General features: G+C 64.6%; 12 protein-coding genes. 8 read left to right on the top strand and 4 right to left on the bottom strand.

All coding sequences use genetic code 11. From position 1 onward, the window contains the following. The first annotated feature begins 335 nt into the window (after window positions 1–335). From J7392_RS15230 to J7392_RS15200, 7 genes are all read left to right on the top strand, one after another. Window positions 336–5,447 (top strand): GEVED domain-containing protein, encoded by a 5,112-nt coding sequence (locus J7392_RS15230; protein ID WP_348540705.1) that lies wholly within the window; start codon window positions 336–338, stop codon window positions 5,445–5,447. A 188-nt stretch (window positions 5,448–5,635) separates the two neighbouring features. Continuing rightward, window positions 5,636–6,553, top strand: a complete 918-nt coding sequence (locus J7392_RS15225; RefSeq protein WP_209218398.1) for an iron-siderophore ABC transporter substrate-binding protein — start codon at window positions 5,636–5,638, stop codon at window positions 6,551–6,553. A 62-nt stretch (window positions 6,554–6,615) separates the two neighbouring features. After that, window positions 6,616–7,554 (top strand): iron ABC transporter permease, encoded by a 939-nt coding sequence (locus J7392_RS15220; protein ID WP_247744602.1) that lies wholly within the window; start codon window positions 6,616–6,618, stop codon window positions 7,552–7,554. Further along, on the top strand, window positions 7,551–8,582 hold the full coding sequence (locus J7392_RS15215; protein ID WP_209218346.1) for an iron chelate uptake ABC transporter family permease subunit: 1,032 nt from the start codon (window positions 7,551–7,553) through the stop codon (window positions 8,580–8,582). Before J7392_RS15220 ends, J7392_RS15215 begins: the two co-directional genes overlap by 4 nt. Further along, window positions 8,579–9,403, top strand: a complete 825-nt coding sequence (locus tag J7392_RS15210; protein ID WP_209218345.1) for an ABC transporter ATP-binding protein — start codon at window positions 8,579–8,581, stop codon at window positions 9,401–9,403. The genes J7392_RS15215 and J7392_RS15210 overlap by 4 nt, the downstream gene beginning before the upstream one ends. A 98-nt stretch (window positions 9,404–9,501) precedes the next feature. Further along, the gene (locus J7392_RS15205) at window positions 9,502–11,598 is read left to right on the top strand and encodes a TonB-dependent siderophore receptor (RefSeq protein WP_209218344.1); all 2,097 of its coding nucleotides are present in this window, start codon (window positions 9,502–9,504) and stop codon (window positions 11,596–11,598) included. A 60-nt stretch (window positions 11,599–11,658) separates the two neighbouring features. Continuing rightward, window positions 11,659–12,702 carry a siderophore-interacting protein gene (locus tag J7392_RS15200; protein WP_209218343.1) on the top strand — a complete coding sequence of 348 codons (1,044 nt, stop codon included), beginning with the start codon at window positions 11,659–11,661 and terminating at the stop codon, window positions 12,700–12,702. 7 nt (window positions 12,703–12,709) lie between these two features. Here J7392_RS15200 and htpX read toward each other — a convergent pair whose 3' ends face one another. The 3 genes from htpX to J7392_RS15185 form a co-directional block, all read right to left on the bottom strand. After that, complete coding sequence (gene htpX, locus J7392_RS15195; protein ID WP_209218342.1) at window positions 12,710–13,633, bottom strand: zinc metalloprotease HtpX; 924 nt, start codon at window positions 13,631–13,633, stop codon at window positions 12,710–12,712. A gap of 153 nt (window positions 13,634–13,786) precedes the next feature. Beyond that, the gene (locus tag J7392_RS15190) at window positions 13,787–14,035 is read right to left on the bottom strand and encodes a DUF6552 family protein (protein ID WP_209218341.1); all 249 of its coding nucleotides are present in this window, start codon (window positions 14,033–14,035) and stop codon (window positions 13,787–13,789) included. Next, window positions 14,025–14,729 carry an SDR family oxidoreductase gene (locus J7392_RS15185; protein WP_209218340.1) on the bottom strand — a complete coding sequence of 235 codons (705 nt, stop codon included), beginning with the start codon at window positions 14,727–14,729 and terminating at the stop codon, window positions 14,025–14,027. Before J7392_RS15185 ends, J7392_RS15190 begins: the two co-directional genes overlap by 11 nt. A 130-nt stretch (window positions 14,730–14,859) precedes the next feature. Here J7392_RS15185 and J7392_RS15180 point away from each other — a divergent pair, with 130 nt between their 5' ends. Further along, entirely contained in the window at window positions 14,860–15,735 is an 876-nt protein-coding gene (locus J7392_RS15180) for a LysR substrate-binding domain-containing protein (protein ID WP_209218397.1), read from the top strand. On the opposite strand, the gene J7392_RS15175 is transcribed toward J7392_RS15180, so the two are convergent. Further along, window positions 15,732–16,388: a GntR family transcriptional regulator gene (locus J7392_RS15175; RefSeq protein WP_209218339.1), complete on the bottom strand. Its 657-nt coding sequence runs from the start codon at window positions 16,386–16,388 to the stop codon at window positions 15,732–15,734. The genes J7392_RS15180 and J7392_RS15175 overlap by 4 nt on opposite strands. Window positions 16,389–16,479 lie beyond the last annotated feature (91 nt).

Here is a 16,479-nt window from a genome sequence, read left to right as displayed (position 1 = left end):
CTGAAAATATGCTTCACGACGCGGGCCTTCTCGGGAGCTGCTGCCCGTTCCCCTACCCCAGGGAGCGGCTCCCTGATAGCTTTGCAGCGATGCGCCCCACCGGTTTTCCCCGTCCTCCCCTCGGGGGGAAGACCGGGGGCGCATTTGGCGATCTGGCCAGAGCTGTTTCACCTATCCGTAAGTATATCGCGCTATCCGCAGCGGCATCTGCATTGACCGGACGCACCTTCGCATTGGCACCGACAATTCGCGATAAATGTCCGGTAGATATTTGTTCGTATTCTCGCTGGGGGCCTCGTTGCGCGGGTTCTCCGGTTCGGACCGAAAGGTGAATTGTGAAACGTCTCTCAAACCGAAAAGCGCTGCGCGGTGTCTCCTTCGCCGTTTGTGCCACGCTTGCCGTCTCCTCCTCTCCCGCGGATGCCGGGGATTTCTCGATCGATTGGTCCACTTTCGATTGGCCCGCAGGTTTTGCCGGGCCTTTGTTGCGGACCCTGTCGGACCAATATGGTTTCGAGATCGACACAACGGTCGAGATCACCGGCAATCTGCGCCCCTATAGCACCGACGCGCAGGGCAATCCGATCTTCACGCCCGACGATGTGAATGTCCTGGGCGGCGGTGTCGATTCGCTTGTCATCGTGGGCGATGCCGGGCCGAATGCGGGGCGGCGCGGCGATGACCGGATCACCGCCAGCGTGTCGGCCAGTTCCGGCGGCGTCGCGTTTCAGGTCGACAACCTTACCGTCGACATCCTCGACATCGACCCCACCGACAACCACAGCACCGGGGACCGCTGCGATTTCGTGACGGCCTTTGGCGATAACGGCAACCCAAGCATCACCACATTGGGGCCGGCGCCCACCGTCGTGGTCGGCCCCGGGCCGGGGTCCGGCGACACCGGCCTGCTGAACGGGAACGAGGCGCAATGTCTTTTCATCGACGGCAGCGCCTTCCTCTCGCCGACTTCGGGCGATGATACCAACGGGTCGATCCGGCTGAGCTATCCCGATGCGACCTCACAGATTGAGATTTGGTACGACGAAAGTATTGGCGAGGTCCGCAGCTACTACAATCCGGTGACCCTGCCCTATGATGCAGGGGCGCGGGGGATCGGCATCTTCGCCGATGTGAACTTTACCACCGAACAGACCATCAGCCTTGCACGTTTCACCAGCCCGCTCTCCGCGCTTCAGGGCACGACGGTCACCTTTATCTATGAGGTGACCAACACAGGGGAGCTGCCCTTCAACCCGAACCAAGACGTGGTGATCGAAGACAGTCTTGTCGGCACGGTCACTTGCCCGGCCATCACCGCACCTGTGGCCCCGGGCGGCAAGGCGACCTGTACGGCGGAATATACCGTGACGGCGGCGGATGCATTGTCGGGCGCGGTTGACAGCACCGCCACGGCGGGGATCGGTGCGATCGGCACGCCTTTCGTGTCGCGCCTACAGTCCAACCCGCAAAACGCCAGCATCGTCGCCAATGTCCTGTCCACCGACACCGGCCCGCAAACCTGTACCCCGCGTTCGGTTTTCGCGCAGCCGCGCACGCAGCTGGCAGGGGCGGGCAGCGCGGCGGCGCTGACGACCTCGGATATCTTCGTCTTCGATAATGTCACCACCGACATCAATGGCAACGATCTGGATGTCGTGTTCCAAGCGACCCAGATCAGCAACGCCACTGCGGTCAATATCAACGGCTCGCTCGAAGCGCGGATGACGCCCGCTGACAACGGTTTCGTCACCTACCGTCTGCGCCTTGTCGAAGACGGCAGCGCCACCCCTTCCAACCCCCAAGGGCGGGCGGTCGAGCAAAGCCGTATCAACGGCGTGATCGTTCAGCAGACGGATGTAGACAGCCGTGGGGCATCGGATGACAGTTCGGATGTGGTCGGCCCGCTGCTCGCGCCCGATGGCATCTCGTATTTCCACACCGCCCCGCTCGCCGGTTTTCCCGCCGGGGGGCAGGCGATCACGATGGACCCCGCCAAGGTGGGTGACCCGACCAATTGGACGGAAGAGCCGAACGAGACTGGCTTCGACAACTATGCCACCTATGAATATGGCACCTTCACCGAGGGGGAGTTCATCCACGGCTATACCGGCAGTTCGCTGAACAACGCGCGGCGCGGCTCGTCGATCCGGCTTTGCGCGGTGGCGAATACCTCGGCCAGCGTGGTGGCGGGCGATGATGACTATACCGCGACGCCGCTCAACAGCCTGCTTGGCGGCACGGCGGGAGAGGTCATGTCCAACGACACGATCAACGGGCTGCCTGCCGCGTTCCCCACCGCGACGCTTGCGGTGCTGACCGAAGCCATACCCCAGAACAGCGGTGATCCGGTGCCCGTGCTGGAAACCCAAGGCGCGGATGCGGGCCGGGTGATCGTCCCGCCGGGGGTGCCCTCGGGCACCTACCTGATCGACTATGAGCTTTGCGACAGCATTGACCCCACGCAATGCGACAGGGCGCAGGTCACGGTCGCTGTTTTCGACGGTCTCGGGGTCGACTTTGGCGATGCGCCGATCTCTTACCTGACCGCCTCGCATGGGGTCAGCGATACGCCGCAGGTCTATCTTGGCGATGTGCCGCCCGATATCGAATTGGTGGCGCAGTCCGATGCCTCGGCCACGGCGGACGACCTGTTGGACAGCGATGACGAAGACGCGGTGGTCTTTCCGGTGATGACCCAAGGGATGATCAGCACACTCAACATTCCGGTCAAAGGGGCGGGGTACCTTCAGGCGTGGATCGACTTTAACGGCGACGGGGTCTTCGAAGGGTCATTTGGCGAAAACATTGCCCGCGACCTGCGCGACGATGGCACAGGCTTTGACGATGTGGCGGGCGACGGGGTGATCCAGATCGACGTGACCGTGCCCAGCGATGCCACCACCTCTACCACCTTCGCACGGTTCCGCTATTCCTCCGAAGCCGGGCTGCCGGTGGCGAGCTTTGCCGTCGATGGCGAGATCGAGGATTACTCCCTCATCATCGCCGCCGCCGATCTGGTGGACCGGGGCGACGCGCCTGCCAGCTATGGTGAGCCGCGCCATATCATCGTGCCGGACATCTACCTTGGTGGTGGCCTCCCCGATTCCGAGACCGAGAGCATGTTCAGCGCCAATGCCGATGGCGACGACCTCGACGGGATCGACGACGAGGATTCCGTGGCCGAGTTCCCGGTGCTTGAGGCGGGCACCATTGTGCCGCTGACCATCCAGACCCATGAGACCCTCAGCGCGCAACTGGCCCTCGGCCTGCCGGTGACCGAAGGCATCACTAATCTTCAGCTCTGGATCGACTTCAACCAGAACAATGTCTTCGACCCGACCGAACAGGTGGCCATCAACTTTCGTGACGGCGGCTTAGGCGATACCGATGGCGCGTTTAACAACCAGATCAGCCTGAACATTCCCGTGCCGGTCGATGTGGGCAATGGCACCACCTATGCCCGCATCCGCTGGTCGACCTCCAGCGCGCTGACCCAAGACCCCTTCAGCGGTCTGAACTTCGATGGGGAGGTTGAGGATTACCTCGTGACCCTCGTCAATCTGTTGCCACAGGGCCGGATCGGCGGAACGCTTTATGAGGACGCCGACAGTTCCGGCAGCCGCGACGGGGCCGAAGCCACGCTGTCCGCGGGCATCACCGTGACGCTTTTCGACGATGCTGGCACGCCCGGCGACCGGGCCGATGATACGCAGGTGGCGGTGACCGAAACCGATGCGGCGGGGGCCTATTCCTTCAGCAACCTCGACCCGGCCCGCGCCTATCTGGTCGAAGTGGATGAGGCGGACCCCGAGATACCGGCGGGCCTCACCCTGACCACCGGAAACCCGATCGCGAGCCTTGCCGTCGATGCGGGCAGCGGCAGCCCGGTGAGTTCTGATTTCGGTTTCGAAACCCTACCGACTGAGGCCGATTTGGCCCTGACCCAAACCATCCTACGCGCGGCGGACGCCAGCCCCGCGACAGAGGCCACGGTGGGAGAGGCGCTCGACCTCGTGCTGACGGTGACCAACACCGGCCCCGGCAGCCCCTCGGATGTGCGGGTGCTCGATCTCATCCCCGATGGCTTCGCCTATGTCTCGGACGACGCGGCGGCGCAGGGCGATAGCTATGATGCTTCGACCGGTCTGTGGCTGCTTGGCGACGTGCCCTCGGGCAGCAGCCACAGCCTGACCATCCGCGTCACTTTGCAGGGCGAAGGCGCCACGGAAAATCAGGCAGAGATCATCGGCGCGTCGCTTCCTGACCCCGACAGCGACCCCGGCACCGGCGCGCTGGTGGATGACCTCGGCGATGGGCTGGCCGATGATGACGAGGCGCTTGCCCGCGTGGCCCGGCGCGCCAACGGTCCGGTGCTTTCTGGCGTGGTGTTCTTTGACATCGGCGTGGGGGCCGACGCCTATGACGGAGCCCAGCAGACGGGCGAGGCGGGCACGGACCGCGCCGAGGTCGAGATTTTGGACGCGGGCGGCGCATTGCTGGTCACGCCCGATCTGGCGGCGGACGGCACATGGCGCGCGGCCTTGCCTGAGGGGTATAGCGGCGCGGTCACCGTGGTGGCCCAGCCCGGCGCGGGTCTGCTCAACGTGTCCGAGGGCGGCGCGGCCTTGCCCGGTGTGGTCAACGGCGATCCCCATGACGGGCGCTTCACCTTCACCCCCGCAGCGGGCACCGCCTACGCCGGGCTCGACTTCGGCCTGATCGAAGCGGCGCGGCTGAACCAATCGCAGGACAAGACGATCCGGGCAGGACAGGTCTTGGCGCTGCGGCATGAATATATCGCCTCGGCCCCGGGAAACGTGGTGTTCAACGTCACCGCCGAAGCCTCGGCGCCCGAAGGGGCCTTCTCGACCGCGCTCTACGAGGATACGGATTGCGACGGCACGCCGGACCAAGCGATCACCGGGGCGCTGCCCACCAATGCGGGCGGGCTGATCTGTGTCCTTGCACGGGTCACCGCCTCGGGCGCGGCAACGCAGGGATCGACCTATCGCTTCGATCTGGTCGCCGACACCAGCTATGGCTCCAGCGGGCTTGCCCAGCGAAACGTCAACTCCGACCGGTTGGTGGTTGAGGCGGCGCAGGGCACGTTGAAACTGACCAAAACCGTCCGCAACGTGACGCGCGGCACGCCCGAGGGGGTCAGCAACGGCGCCGCTGCCGGGGATGTGTTGGAATACCGCATCTATGTCGAAACCGTGGGCACCGTGCCCGCGCGCGACATCGTCGTTTACGACAAGACACCGCCCTACACGGCTTTGGCCGCTGCGGTGCCCAGCCCGGTCACCCTGGCCGATGGGGTGACCTGCACCGTGGCCGCGCCATTGGCGAATGCGCCGGGCTATGACGGGGCGCTGCGCTGGTCCTGTACGGGGGCGCTGCAACCGGGCGCGCAGGGCTTCGTCTCCTTCGAGGTAAGCATCCAATAGCCACAGGCCGGGGCCGCTTCACAGGCGGTCCCGTCACCGCTCGAACCCATGATCCGATGAACTGACCTGTTGCATCCCCGCCCGCTGGGGCATAACAGGCAATAGTTTACTAAAAGAATCGGATTAAGGGGGCCGCGGTGCTCAGAACGTTGTCATTCATTTGCTTGGCTTTTGGCGCGACTGCCGCCATGGCGCAAGACTTTCCCGTCACCGTTGAACACGCCTTTGGCGAAACCACCATCGAAGAGCGGCCCGAGCGGGTGGCCTCGGTCGGTTGGGCCAATCACGAAGTGCCCTTGGCGCTTGGCATCGTGCCGGTCGGCTTCGCCCGCGCCTCATGGGGGGATGACGATGGCGACGGGCTCCTGCCTTGGGTGATCGAACGGCTGGACGAGCTCGACGCAGAAGTGCCCACGCTCTTTGATGAGGGCGACGGTATCGATTTCGAGGCCGTGGCCAGCACCCAGCCCGATGTGATCCTCGCCGCTTATTCTGGCCTGTCGCAGTCGGACTATGAAACCCTCAGCCGCATCGCCCCGGTCGTTGCCTACCCCGAAGCGGCATGGACCACGACATGGCGCGAGATGATCCGCCAGAACGCGGCGGGCCTTGGCATGGCCGAGGAGGGCGAGGCGATGGTCGCCGAGATCGAAGAGCGGATCGCCACCGCCCGCGCGGCGCATCCCGAACTGGCGGGCAAGACCGGCATGTTCGTGACCCACCTTGATCCGCGTGACCTCAGCACCATCGGTTTCTACGCCGCCGCTGACCAGCGGGTGCAATTCCTGACCGACCTCGGCATGGCGACGCCGCAGGCGGTGCGCGAGGCCAGCGAGGCCGGGAAATACTCGGGCCGGGTGAGTGCCGAGCGGATCGACCTCTTTGAAGACGTGGACGTTGTCGTGACCTATGGCGATCAGGCGCGGTTGGACGAACTGGCCAAAAACCCGCTGATCGCGCGCTTTCCGGCGGTCGCCCGCGGCTCGGTCGTGCTTTTGGCGAATGACCCGATGGGCACTGCCGCGAACCCGACGCCCTTGTCGATCGACTATGTGCTCGACGACTACCTCGCGCGGCTGAGCGCCGCCGCCACGCGCGGCGAATAATGCAGGTGCAGCGCCCCCAACGGCTGGCGGGCCTCGCGCTTTTGCTGGGCCTGCTGCTGCTGATGACCGGCCTGTCGCTGACCGTCGGCGCGCGCGCGGTGCCGTGGGGCGAGATCTGGGCGGGGATGACCGGCCGGATCGAGACCATCGGCGCCGCCGCAGTCGCCGTGCGGATGCCGCGCACGGCGCTGGCTGTTCTGGCGGGCGCGGCGCTTGGCCTTGCGGGCGCGGTGATGCAGGGCATCAGCCGCAACCCGCTGGCCGATCCGGGCATTCTGGGCGTTAACGCGGGGGCGGCGCTTTTCGTCGTGGTGGGCATCGCTTGGTTCGACATCAGCGGCGCGCATAGTTTTCTGTGGCTCGGCATCGCTGGGGCCGGGGTGACGGCGGTTTTCGTCTATCTGATCGGCTCTGCCGGGCAGGGCGGGGCGACACCGCTGAAGCTGACGCTTGCGGGCACCGCGACCTCTGTCGCGGTTTCGGCCTTCATCATCGCGGTGGTGCTGCCGCGCAATGACATCGCGGGTTCCGTGCAATCTTGGCAGGTGGGCGGCATCGGCGGCGCGAGTTTCGAGACCCTCTTGCCCGCCTTGCCCTTTGCGCTGGTGGGGCTGGCGCTGAGCCTCGCCTCGGCCCGGGTTCTTAACGCATTGGCCTTGGGCGAAGAACTGGCCACCGGCCTTGGCCAGAGCGTCGCCTTGGGCCGGGTTATGGCGGCGGCGGGGGCGGTGATTCTCTGCGGCACGGCGACGGCGCTTTGCGGGCCAATCGGCTTTGTCGGGCTGGTCGTGCCGCATCTGTGCCGGATGATCGCGGGCGTTGATTACAAGCTGGTGCTCCCGCTCTCGGCCTTGGCGGGGGCTTCCATGCTGGGGCTGTCGGACGTGCTGGGCCGCGTCATCGCCCGCCCGAATGAGTTGGACGTGGGCATCGTCACGGCCTTTGTCGGCGCGCCCTTCTTTATCTGGACGGTGCGCAATCACAGGATGCGCGGGCTATGAGCGATGTGACTGTCAGCGCACCCCGCCGTTTCCGCCCTGCCGCGACGCGGCGTGTTCAGGTGCTGGTCGCTTTGGCCGCGCTTGTTCTCGCGCTTATGCTTCTGACACTGAGCTGCGGGCGCGGCTGCCTGCCGCCGGGTGACGTCTGGGCCGCGCTGACGGGGGCGCCGGGGGCCAATGCCTCATTCGTGGTGACCGACTTGCGCCTGCCGCGTGCGGTCATGGGGTTGCTGGCCGGGGCCAGCTTTGGCTTGGGCGGGGTGGCGTTTCAGATCATGCTGCGCAATCCGCTGGCCAGCCCCGACATCATCGGCATCAGCGCCAGCGCAGGTGCGGCGGCGGTCTTTGCCATCGTCATTCTGTCCCTCGATGGTTGGCTGGTGTCGCTCGTCGCGGTGGCGGCGGGGCTTGGGGTCGCGGCGATGATCTGGGCGCTGTCCTCGCGGCGCGGTGCCGCCGGGGCGCGGCTGATCCTGATCGGCATCGGCGTCTCTGCCATGCTAGACAGTGTGACGGCCTATGTCTTGCTCGAAGCGCCCGCATGGGACCGGGCCGAGGCGATGCGCTGGCTGACCGGCAGCCTCAACGGCATGCAACTCGTCCAAGCGCTGCCCGTGGCGGGGGCGCTGTTGGTCTTCGGCGGGCTCTTGGCCGTTACCGCCCGCGACTTGGAGGTGCTGCGCCTTGGTGATGACACCGCCGAAGCCTTGGGCGTGCGTGCTGACGCCACGCGGCTGCGGGTGACACTGGCCGCCGTCGGCCTTGTGGCCATCGCCACGGCAGCGACCGGGCCGATTGCCTTTGTCGCCTTCCTCTCAGGCCCCATCGCGGCGCGGCTTTTGCCGGGCACCACCGGGTTGCTGTTGGGGGCCGGGCTGGTCGGCGCTTTGCTGGTCATCGCGGGCGATTTCGTGGGGCAGTTCCTGCTGCCCGCCCGCTTGCCCGTGGGGGTCGTCACTGGCGCGGTCGGCGCGCCCTTCCTTTTGTATCTCATCGTTCGCGCCAATAGAAATGGGGGCACCCTATGACCCACGACCACCGTCTTGAAACGCGCGATCTGGGCGCGGGCTATGAAAAGCGCGTGATTTTGGAAGGCGTAACGCTCACCGTCCCGGCGGGGAAGATCACGGCCATCGTGGGCGGGAACGCCTCGGGCAAGTCGACGCTTTTGCGGACGCTGGCGCGGATTTTGCAGCCCAAGTCCGGCGCGGTTCTGCTGGATGGCGAAGCGGTGCACCAAATGAAGTCGCGCAAGCTGGCGCAGGTCATGGGGCTGCTGCCGCAATCGCCCATCGCGCCTGAGGGGATTGCCGTGGCCGATCTTGTGGGGCGTGGGCGGCATCCGCATCAGGGGCTGTTCTCGCGCTGGTCGGCAGAGGATGACCGCGCCGTGGCCCGCGCGCTGGCCGCGACGGGGACCGAGGAACTGGCCGAGCGCGATCTCGACACGCTTTCGGGCGGTCAACGCCAGCGGGTCTGGATCGCCATGGCCTTGGCGCAGGAGACCGATCTGCTGCTGCTGGACGAGCCAACGACCTTTCTGGACGTGGCGCATCAGGTTGAGGTGCTGGACCTGCTGGTCGATCTCAACATGGCGCAGGGCACGACGATCGTCATGGTGCTGCATGATCTGAACCTTGCCGCGCGCTATGCCGATCACCTGATCGCCGTGGGCGATGGCGGCATCCGCGCCGAGGGGCCGCCCGCCGAGGTCCTGACCGAGGAATTGGTGAAAACCGTCTTTGGCCTGTCGTGCCGTATCGTCAACGATCCGGTCTCGCAGACCCCCTGCATGGTGCCCATCGGGCGTCACAAGGTGGGGCCGCCGCGCAAGAATGCCGCGGCCTGAAAATAACTGACTAATTTAGTCAGATTGACTCTGGCCTCCTGCGTATCATAGAGGTAAGGGAATCCCGACTGATTCACTAGGTTATTACGGAGACCGCCATGTCCTCTTCCAAACTCATCCCCCTGCAACTGGGGCGCGGCTCTCTCAAGACGGCGCTTTTGTGCTGTACGGCGCTGGTGCCGGGCACGCTTTACGCGCAAGAAGCTTACCAGTTGGATGACGTGATCCTCGAAGCCGAGGCGCAGACTTCGGGCGCGGCGGATGCCGAAACGATTGTCGCCAGCGAGATCAGCAGCGGCGGCAAACTGTCGGGTGAGATCATCGACATCCCGGCCAGCGTCTCGGTCGTCACCAGCCGCGAGATCGAAGCCCGCGGCGCGGATAGCGTGGAGCAGGTGTTGAACTACACCGCCGGTGCCAGCACCGACAGCTATGGCGCGGATGACCGGTTCGACTATTTCATCCTGCGCGGTTTTGAGGCCTATACCTACCGCGATGGGCTGACGCTGGGCGCGAACTTTGGCGCTGTCCGCGAAGAGCCTTTCGCCTATGAGCGGGTCGAAGTGATCCGCGGCGCGTCGTCGTCGACCTTTGGCCTTTCCGATCCCGGCGGCTCGGTCAACTATGTCACCAAACGCCCCCGTGAAGAACGTTTTGGCAGTGTCTACACCTCGGTCGACTCCTATGGCAGCTTGGAAACCGGTGTGGATTTCGGCGACAATCTGGATGAGGAAGGCACGCTCAGCTACCGTTTCACCGGTCTGCTGCGCAACGGTGAGCTTGAGTACCCCTATTCCGAGAACGATGAGATTTTCGCGATGGGCGGCCTGACATGGCGCCCCTCCGATGCCTCTGAACTGACCGTGATCGTCGATCACCTCAACCGCGATTCCGTGCCCGGCAGCGGCGGTTTCCCGGCGGGCGGCGATTTTGACCGCAGCGATGTGTTCTATGGCGAGCCTGACTATAACTACCGCGGCACCGAGCGGACGACCATCTCTGTTCTGGGTGCGCATGATTTTGGCAACGGGCTGAGCTTTGGCGGCACCCTGCGTTATAGCGACAGCGCCGATGACTTCGGCTATGCCTATGTCAGCGATGGAACCCCGAATGACAGCACGGTGGACCGCGCCTTTTTTGCCAGCGATGGCACGAGCGAGAGCATGATATCCGATCTGCATCTGACCTATGAGGGGTTCCTCGGCGGGGCCGCCAGCACCACCACGGCGGGGGTCGAATTCTCTTGGTCCGACGAGTCTGACCAACGCTTCTATGGCCCGGCACCGTCGGTTGACCGCGACAACCCGACCTATACGGGCCGTCCGACCAGCGTGCCGATGTTTGCCGATCTTGACACCGAGACGGAAGGCAAGGCGATCTACGCTCAGCAAGAGCTGAACTGGAACGAGCGTTTCATCGCCTCCTTCGGGCTGCGCCACGACTGGATCGACGTGACCGAAACCAACAACCTTGCCGGCACGGTTCAAACCAACGACATCAGCGAGACGACAGGCCGCGTGGGTCTGACCTATAAGATCAAGCCCAACCTCTCGGTCTTTGGGAACTACGCACAGTCGGTCGTGCCCGCAGGCTTTGGCGTCGAGCCGGAAGAGGGCGAGCAGTTCGAGCTGGGCACCAAATGGCAGCCTATGGGGACCAACGCGCTGTTGACGGCCTCGGTCTATGACCTGTCGAAAAGCAACATCACCCGCACCAATCCGGCGACCAACTTGCCGGAAACCATCGGTGAGATCGGCGTGCGTGGTATCGATCTGGAAGCCAAGGCCGAGATGGGCGCCTATACTCTCACCGCCGCCTACAGCTATCTGGATGCCGAGATCAAAGAGAACGGCACCGCGGGCAACGTCGGCAACCGCCCCGGTCTGGTGCCTGAAAACATCGCCTCGATCTGGGCCAGCCGGACATGGGAAAACCTTGGCCGCGGTGATCTGACAGTCGGTTTGGGCGCGCGGTTCAACAGCGGCTACTACTACAGCGACAGCAACGCCACAGGCGAGACCGGCAGCTTTGTCGTGGTCGATGCCGCGGTCAGCTATGACCTGTCCGAGCAGACTACCCTGTCGGCCAATGTCACCAACCTGTTCGACGAAAAGCACACCTCCTTCGGCGGCTCTTACGCTGACTTCTACAGCCCCGGCCGTGAAGTCACCGTGAAGCTGGCCCATAGCTGGTGAGCCTAGAGCGCGGCACTCCCCTCGTGTGCCGCGCTTTCTTTTGACCGGGAGGAGCCACGGATGACCATCGCCAAAGCCAAGACCACCATCCCCATGGACGCCCCGCAGGAGATGCTCTCGCAAATCCTGTCGCATCTTGTCGATGACCACGGCATGGTGTTTCGCGCCAAGGGGCCGACGGGTCATGTGTTTGAGCAAGACGGCTACCGGGTAGAGTTCGATCTTTGCCCGCGTGGGCTGGAGGTCAGCCTGCAAGCTCCCGGCGAAAACGCCATGCAATTCTCGAAAGAGGGCATGGTCCATCATGTGGCGGAGTTTGACCCCGCGCTGGCCGATCGCATCCGCTGGCAGGGAGTGGCGCAAGAGGCCGGAGAGACGCCGCAGAACTTCCGTTTGTTGGAGGTGCTGAACAGCGAAATCCTCTTTGAAGGGATGCAGCGTGTTACCCTGCATTACCCCGACATTGCCGAACTTGCCCCGCAGGGCATCCATCTGCGCCTGATCCTGCCGCGCGATGCCAGCCGCACGCCGGTCTGGCCGGTGATGGGCGCCAATGGGGCGCCGGTCTGGCCCAAGGGGGCGGATGAGTTGCACGCCCGCTATGTCACGCTCAAGAACATCCGCCCCGAGCGCGAAGAGGTCGATATCGACGTGGTTCGCCACGGCTCCGGCCTGATCTCACAATGGGCGCAGAGCGCCCATGCCGGGCAGCGGATCGGCGCAATGGGGCCGGTGGGCATCAGCGCCTTGCCGAAAGCCTCTTCCTATTTCCTTGCCGCCGATGGAACGGGGCTGCCCGCCGTGGCGCAGCTTTTGGCGCGGCTGCCGGAGGATGCGGTGGGCGATGTGGTGGCGGCCCTGCCGCGCGGCGTGTCTTATCGCGATTACCTGCCCAAGACCAAGCTGCGCGTCCATGCCCTGCCGCCCGCCACCTTCGAGGCCGAAGTGCTTGGCCATGCGCAGGCGCTGACGGATGACGGTTTGGGCTATGCCTTTTTCGCCGGAGAGTTCCAGAACGCCCAGCAATTGCGCGGGCATTTCAAAACCCAGCTCGGCATGGATAAAACCCGCCAGATTTGCACCGCCTACTGGCGGCGGGGCTAAGCGCGGCCTAGCGCCACGGCCCCGCGTCGCGGCGTCTGCCGGTTTTTGGAATCCGGCTGCTGCTGGTTGGGCGGGCGCTCTGTGTTCGCACTGGCGCGGCGTCAGGTGTCATCGCACGCAGGGCCGCGATGCGGTTCTCCGTCGCCGGATGGGTGGCGAAAAGATTGTCGTGTTTATGCGCGTGTAGCGGGTTGATGATGAACATATGCGCCGTGGCGGGGTTGCGCTCTGCCGCGTGATTGTCGATCCGCGCGGCCCCCATAGCGATCTTCTCAAGCGCGGAGGCGAGCCAGAGCGGATGGCCGCAGATCTCGGCCCCCGCCTTATCGGCGGCATATTCCCGGGTCCGGCTGATTGCCATCTGCACCAGCGCGGCGGCCATGGGGGCGAGGAACATCATCATCAACGTCCCGATCATCCCCATCCGCTCACGCGCGCCGCCGAAGAACAGCGCGAAATTCGCCAGCATCGAAATCGCACCGGCGAAAGTGGCCGTCACGGTCATGATCGCCGTGTCATGGTTGCGGATATGGGCCAGCTCATGCGCGATGACGCCCGCCAGTTCCTCGCGGCTGAGGCTTTGCATCAGCCCCTTGGTCACCGCCACAGCAGCATTGGCCGGATTGCGCCCGGTGGCGAAGGCGTTGGGCTGGGGCGTGTCGATCAGATAGACTTTGGGCTCGGGCAGACCCGCATTCCGCGCAAGCTCTGCCGTCATGGCGTAGAGCCCCGCGCGGTCCCCCGGCGAGACGGGCTGCGCATTGTGCATCTTGAGCACCATGCGGTCGGAGTTCCACCAGGTGAAGGCGTTCATCCCCGCCGCCACCACCAGCGCGATCAGCGCACCGCCCGATCCGCCGATCAAATAGCCGACCCCCATGAAAAGCGCGGTCATCGCCGCCATCAGCATCGCTGTCTTCACATAGCCCATCTTGGTCTCTCGCGGTTGTCCTTTGCAAAGAGATATGGGGCAGCTTCCGCGTCGTGCAAGGCAGGCGGGGGGAGGGGACACGGTTCCCCCGCCGGATGTTATGCGGGGATACGGGGGGCCGTCACGCAGGCGACACCCCTCGACACACCGCCACTACTGGCTGGCCATCCCCGCCAACATCGCCCCCATGGCAACGAGGTGAACCAGCGTGATCGCCCGGTCATTCCAAAGCAGCCCGACGATCAGCCAGCCCAGAACCCCCACCACGAAGAGGTAGAGGTTCCACGGCGTCCAGCCGAAACCTGTGGCGGCATAGCCGAGGATCTGGATCACCGAGGCGATCCATTTGACCCAAAAGGCAAGCCGCTGCGGCGTGGCGGGCACAAGCACCTCAGACGCCACGGGTCAGCCCGCCGTCGATGCGCCAGTTCTGCCCGGTGACATAGGCCCCGCCTTCGGAAGCGAGCCAGCCGATCAGCGATGACACCTCGGACTCCGTGCCGTAGCGCCCCATGGGAATGCGCGCGCGCCGGTCCTCGGTCTCGGGCAGGCTGTCGATAAAGCCGGGCAAGACGTTGTTCATGCGGATGTTCTGGCCCGCATATTGATCGGCATAGAGTTTGGCGAAACCTGCCAGCCCGGCGCGGAAGACGCCCGAGGTGGGAAAGAGCGGGTCCGGCTCGAAGGTGGCGAAGGTCGATATGTTGATGATCGCACCGCCGCCCTGCGCCGCCATGATCGGCGTTACCAAACGGGTGGGGCGGATCACGTTCATCAGATAGACATCCATCCCATCGTGCCAATCTGCGTCACTCATTTCCAGACTGTCGCCTTTCGGCCCATGCCCGGCGGAGTTCACCAGCACATCGACGCGGCCCCAACGGTCCAACGCGCCATCCACCAGCTGCGCCAGCGCGTCTGGCGATTGGTTCGAGCCGGTGATCCCAAAGCCACCCAGTTCGGTGCCGAGCGCCTCCCCCTTGCCGGAGGAAGACAGGACGCCAACCTTAAAGCCATCTGCTGCCAGTTTGCGGGCCGCGCCGGCGCCCATGCCGCTGCCGCCTGCGGTGATAAGGGCTACTTTTTCTGCTGTCATCGGATATGCTCCATATACTAGGCAGCGATTGCGCTGCGGGGATATGCAGCGTCATTTAGGCGCTGTGATCTCGTGCAGCCAGCCAGATGCTTTGTTGTATGACTATAGGAAAACTATCGTGTCGAATGAGATGCCTCTGCCGCCCTTGAACGGGCTTCGTGCCTTTGCCGCCGCCGGGCGTCACCTGAATTTCCGGGCCGCGGCGGATGAGTTGGGCGTGACCCAAGGCGCGGTTGCCCAACAGGTGCGCGGGCTGGAGGATCATCTGGGGCTGCGTCTGTTCCTGCGCGAGCCGCGGGGGCTGGCCTTTACCGACGAGGGGCGCGCCTATCATCTGTCGGTGTCGCGTGCTTTCGAGCAATTGGCGGAGGCGACGGATGCTCTGCGCCACGCGCCCGCGCGGGTGACGATCAGCGTGACGCCGACCTTCGCGTCGAAATGGCTGATCCCCCGGCTTTCGGACTTCACCCAAGCCCACCCCGGCATCGATCTGCGCATCACGGCGACAGAGCGGGTGGCGAGTTTTCATGCCGATGGGGTCGACCTTGCCGTGCGGCAGGCGCGTCCGCCCTTTGGGGCGAGCCTGAGGGCGAACCTGCTTTTCGCGCAGGAGGTGGTGGCCGTATGCTCTCCGGCGCTGCTTGCGGGGGAGGGGCCGGTCGATGCCGCCACACTGGCGCGCATGACCCTGCTTCACGACACCCATGACCTCTGGCCGCGCTTTGCTGAAGAGGCTTTTGGCGGCAGCGTCAAACCGGCCCGCGCGCTGCGGTTCAATCAAACGACCCTAAGCCTTGATGCTGCTTTGGCGGGGCAGGGTGTGGCGCTGGCAAGCCGCTTTCTGGTGCAGCGCGATCTTGAGGCAGGGCGGCTGCTGCGCCCGGTGCCGCATGTGATGGAAGGCGGGCTGGATTTCTACCTGCTTTCGCCCCGGCAGGGGGTGTCGAGCGCGGCGATCATCGTGCGCGATTGGCTCTGTGCGGTGGCCAAGGGCGAGGCGGGTTAATCCTGTGCGCGGGCTTTCAGCCGCAGGAAGCTATCCTCTCCGGCCAGAACGTAGCGCAGCAGCAAAAGCTCCACCTTGGCCGCATCGCGGGCGGTAAAGGCGCGCAGCATGTCGCGGTGCAAATCGACGAGGGTTTCATGCGCGACGGCGTCGCGCAGCGTGGCCATGCGAACGGCCTGAATTTGGGCCATGTAGCGCAGGATCGTGTCGCGCAACTCGATGTTAGGCACGGCCATGATCCAAGTGCGGCGGATGTCTTCGGAGGCGGCATAGAGGCTTTCGATATCGCCGGTTTCCAACGTGCGCTCGGATTGTTCCACCGCGCGGGTCAGGGTGGCGATGTCCTCATCGGTCAGCTGATTGGTGGCCAGCGCTGCGGCGCGCGGCTCCAGCAGGCGGCGCAACTCGAAAATCTCGCAAATCTGGCGCATCGACAGGTTGGGCAGGGTGAAGCCCCGCGTCGTGCTGTCGAGGTAGCCCTCATGCGACAGGCGCATCAGCGCATCGCGCACCGGCATCCGCGAGACGTTGAACTCTTCGGCGACGGCGGTGTCGACAAAGCGGTCGCCATGGCTGATCTCGCCCCGCTGAATGCGCCCGAGGAAGATGTCGTAAATCTGATCTTTCATGTGACGCTTAGCTGAGCGGGGCATTCCGGCCTCTCTGAAAAGTATGCGATTGCAGGCCGAGCATGCGCAAGAAATATGCTTATGGCTAGGTATAAGTTTGCATACTTGTAAAATT

Source organism: Sulfitobacter sp. R18_1 (assembly GCF_017743915.1).
Classification (GTDB): domain Bacteria; phylum Pseudomonadota; class Alphaproteobacteria; order Rhodobacterales; family Rhodobacteraceae; genus Sulfitobacter; species Sulfitobacter faviae.
This window is presented reverse-complemented; position numbering and strand designations above follow the sequence as displayed.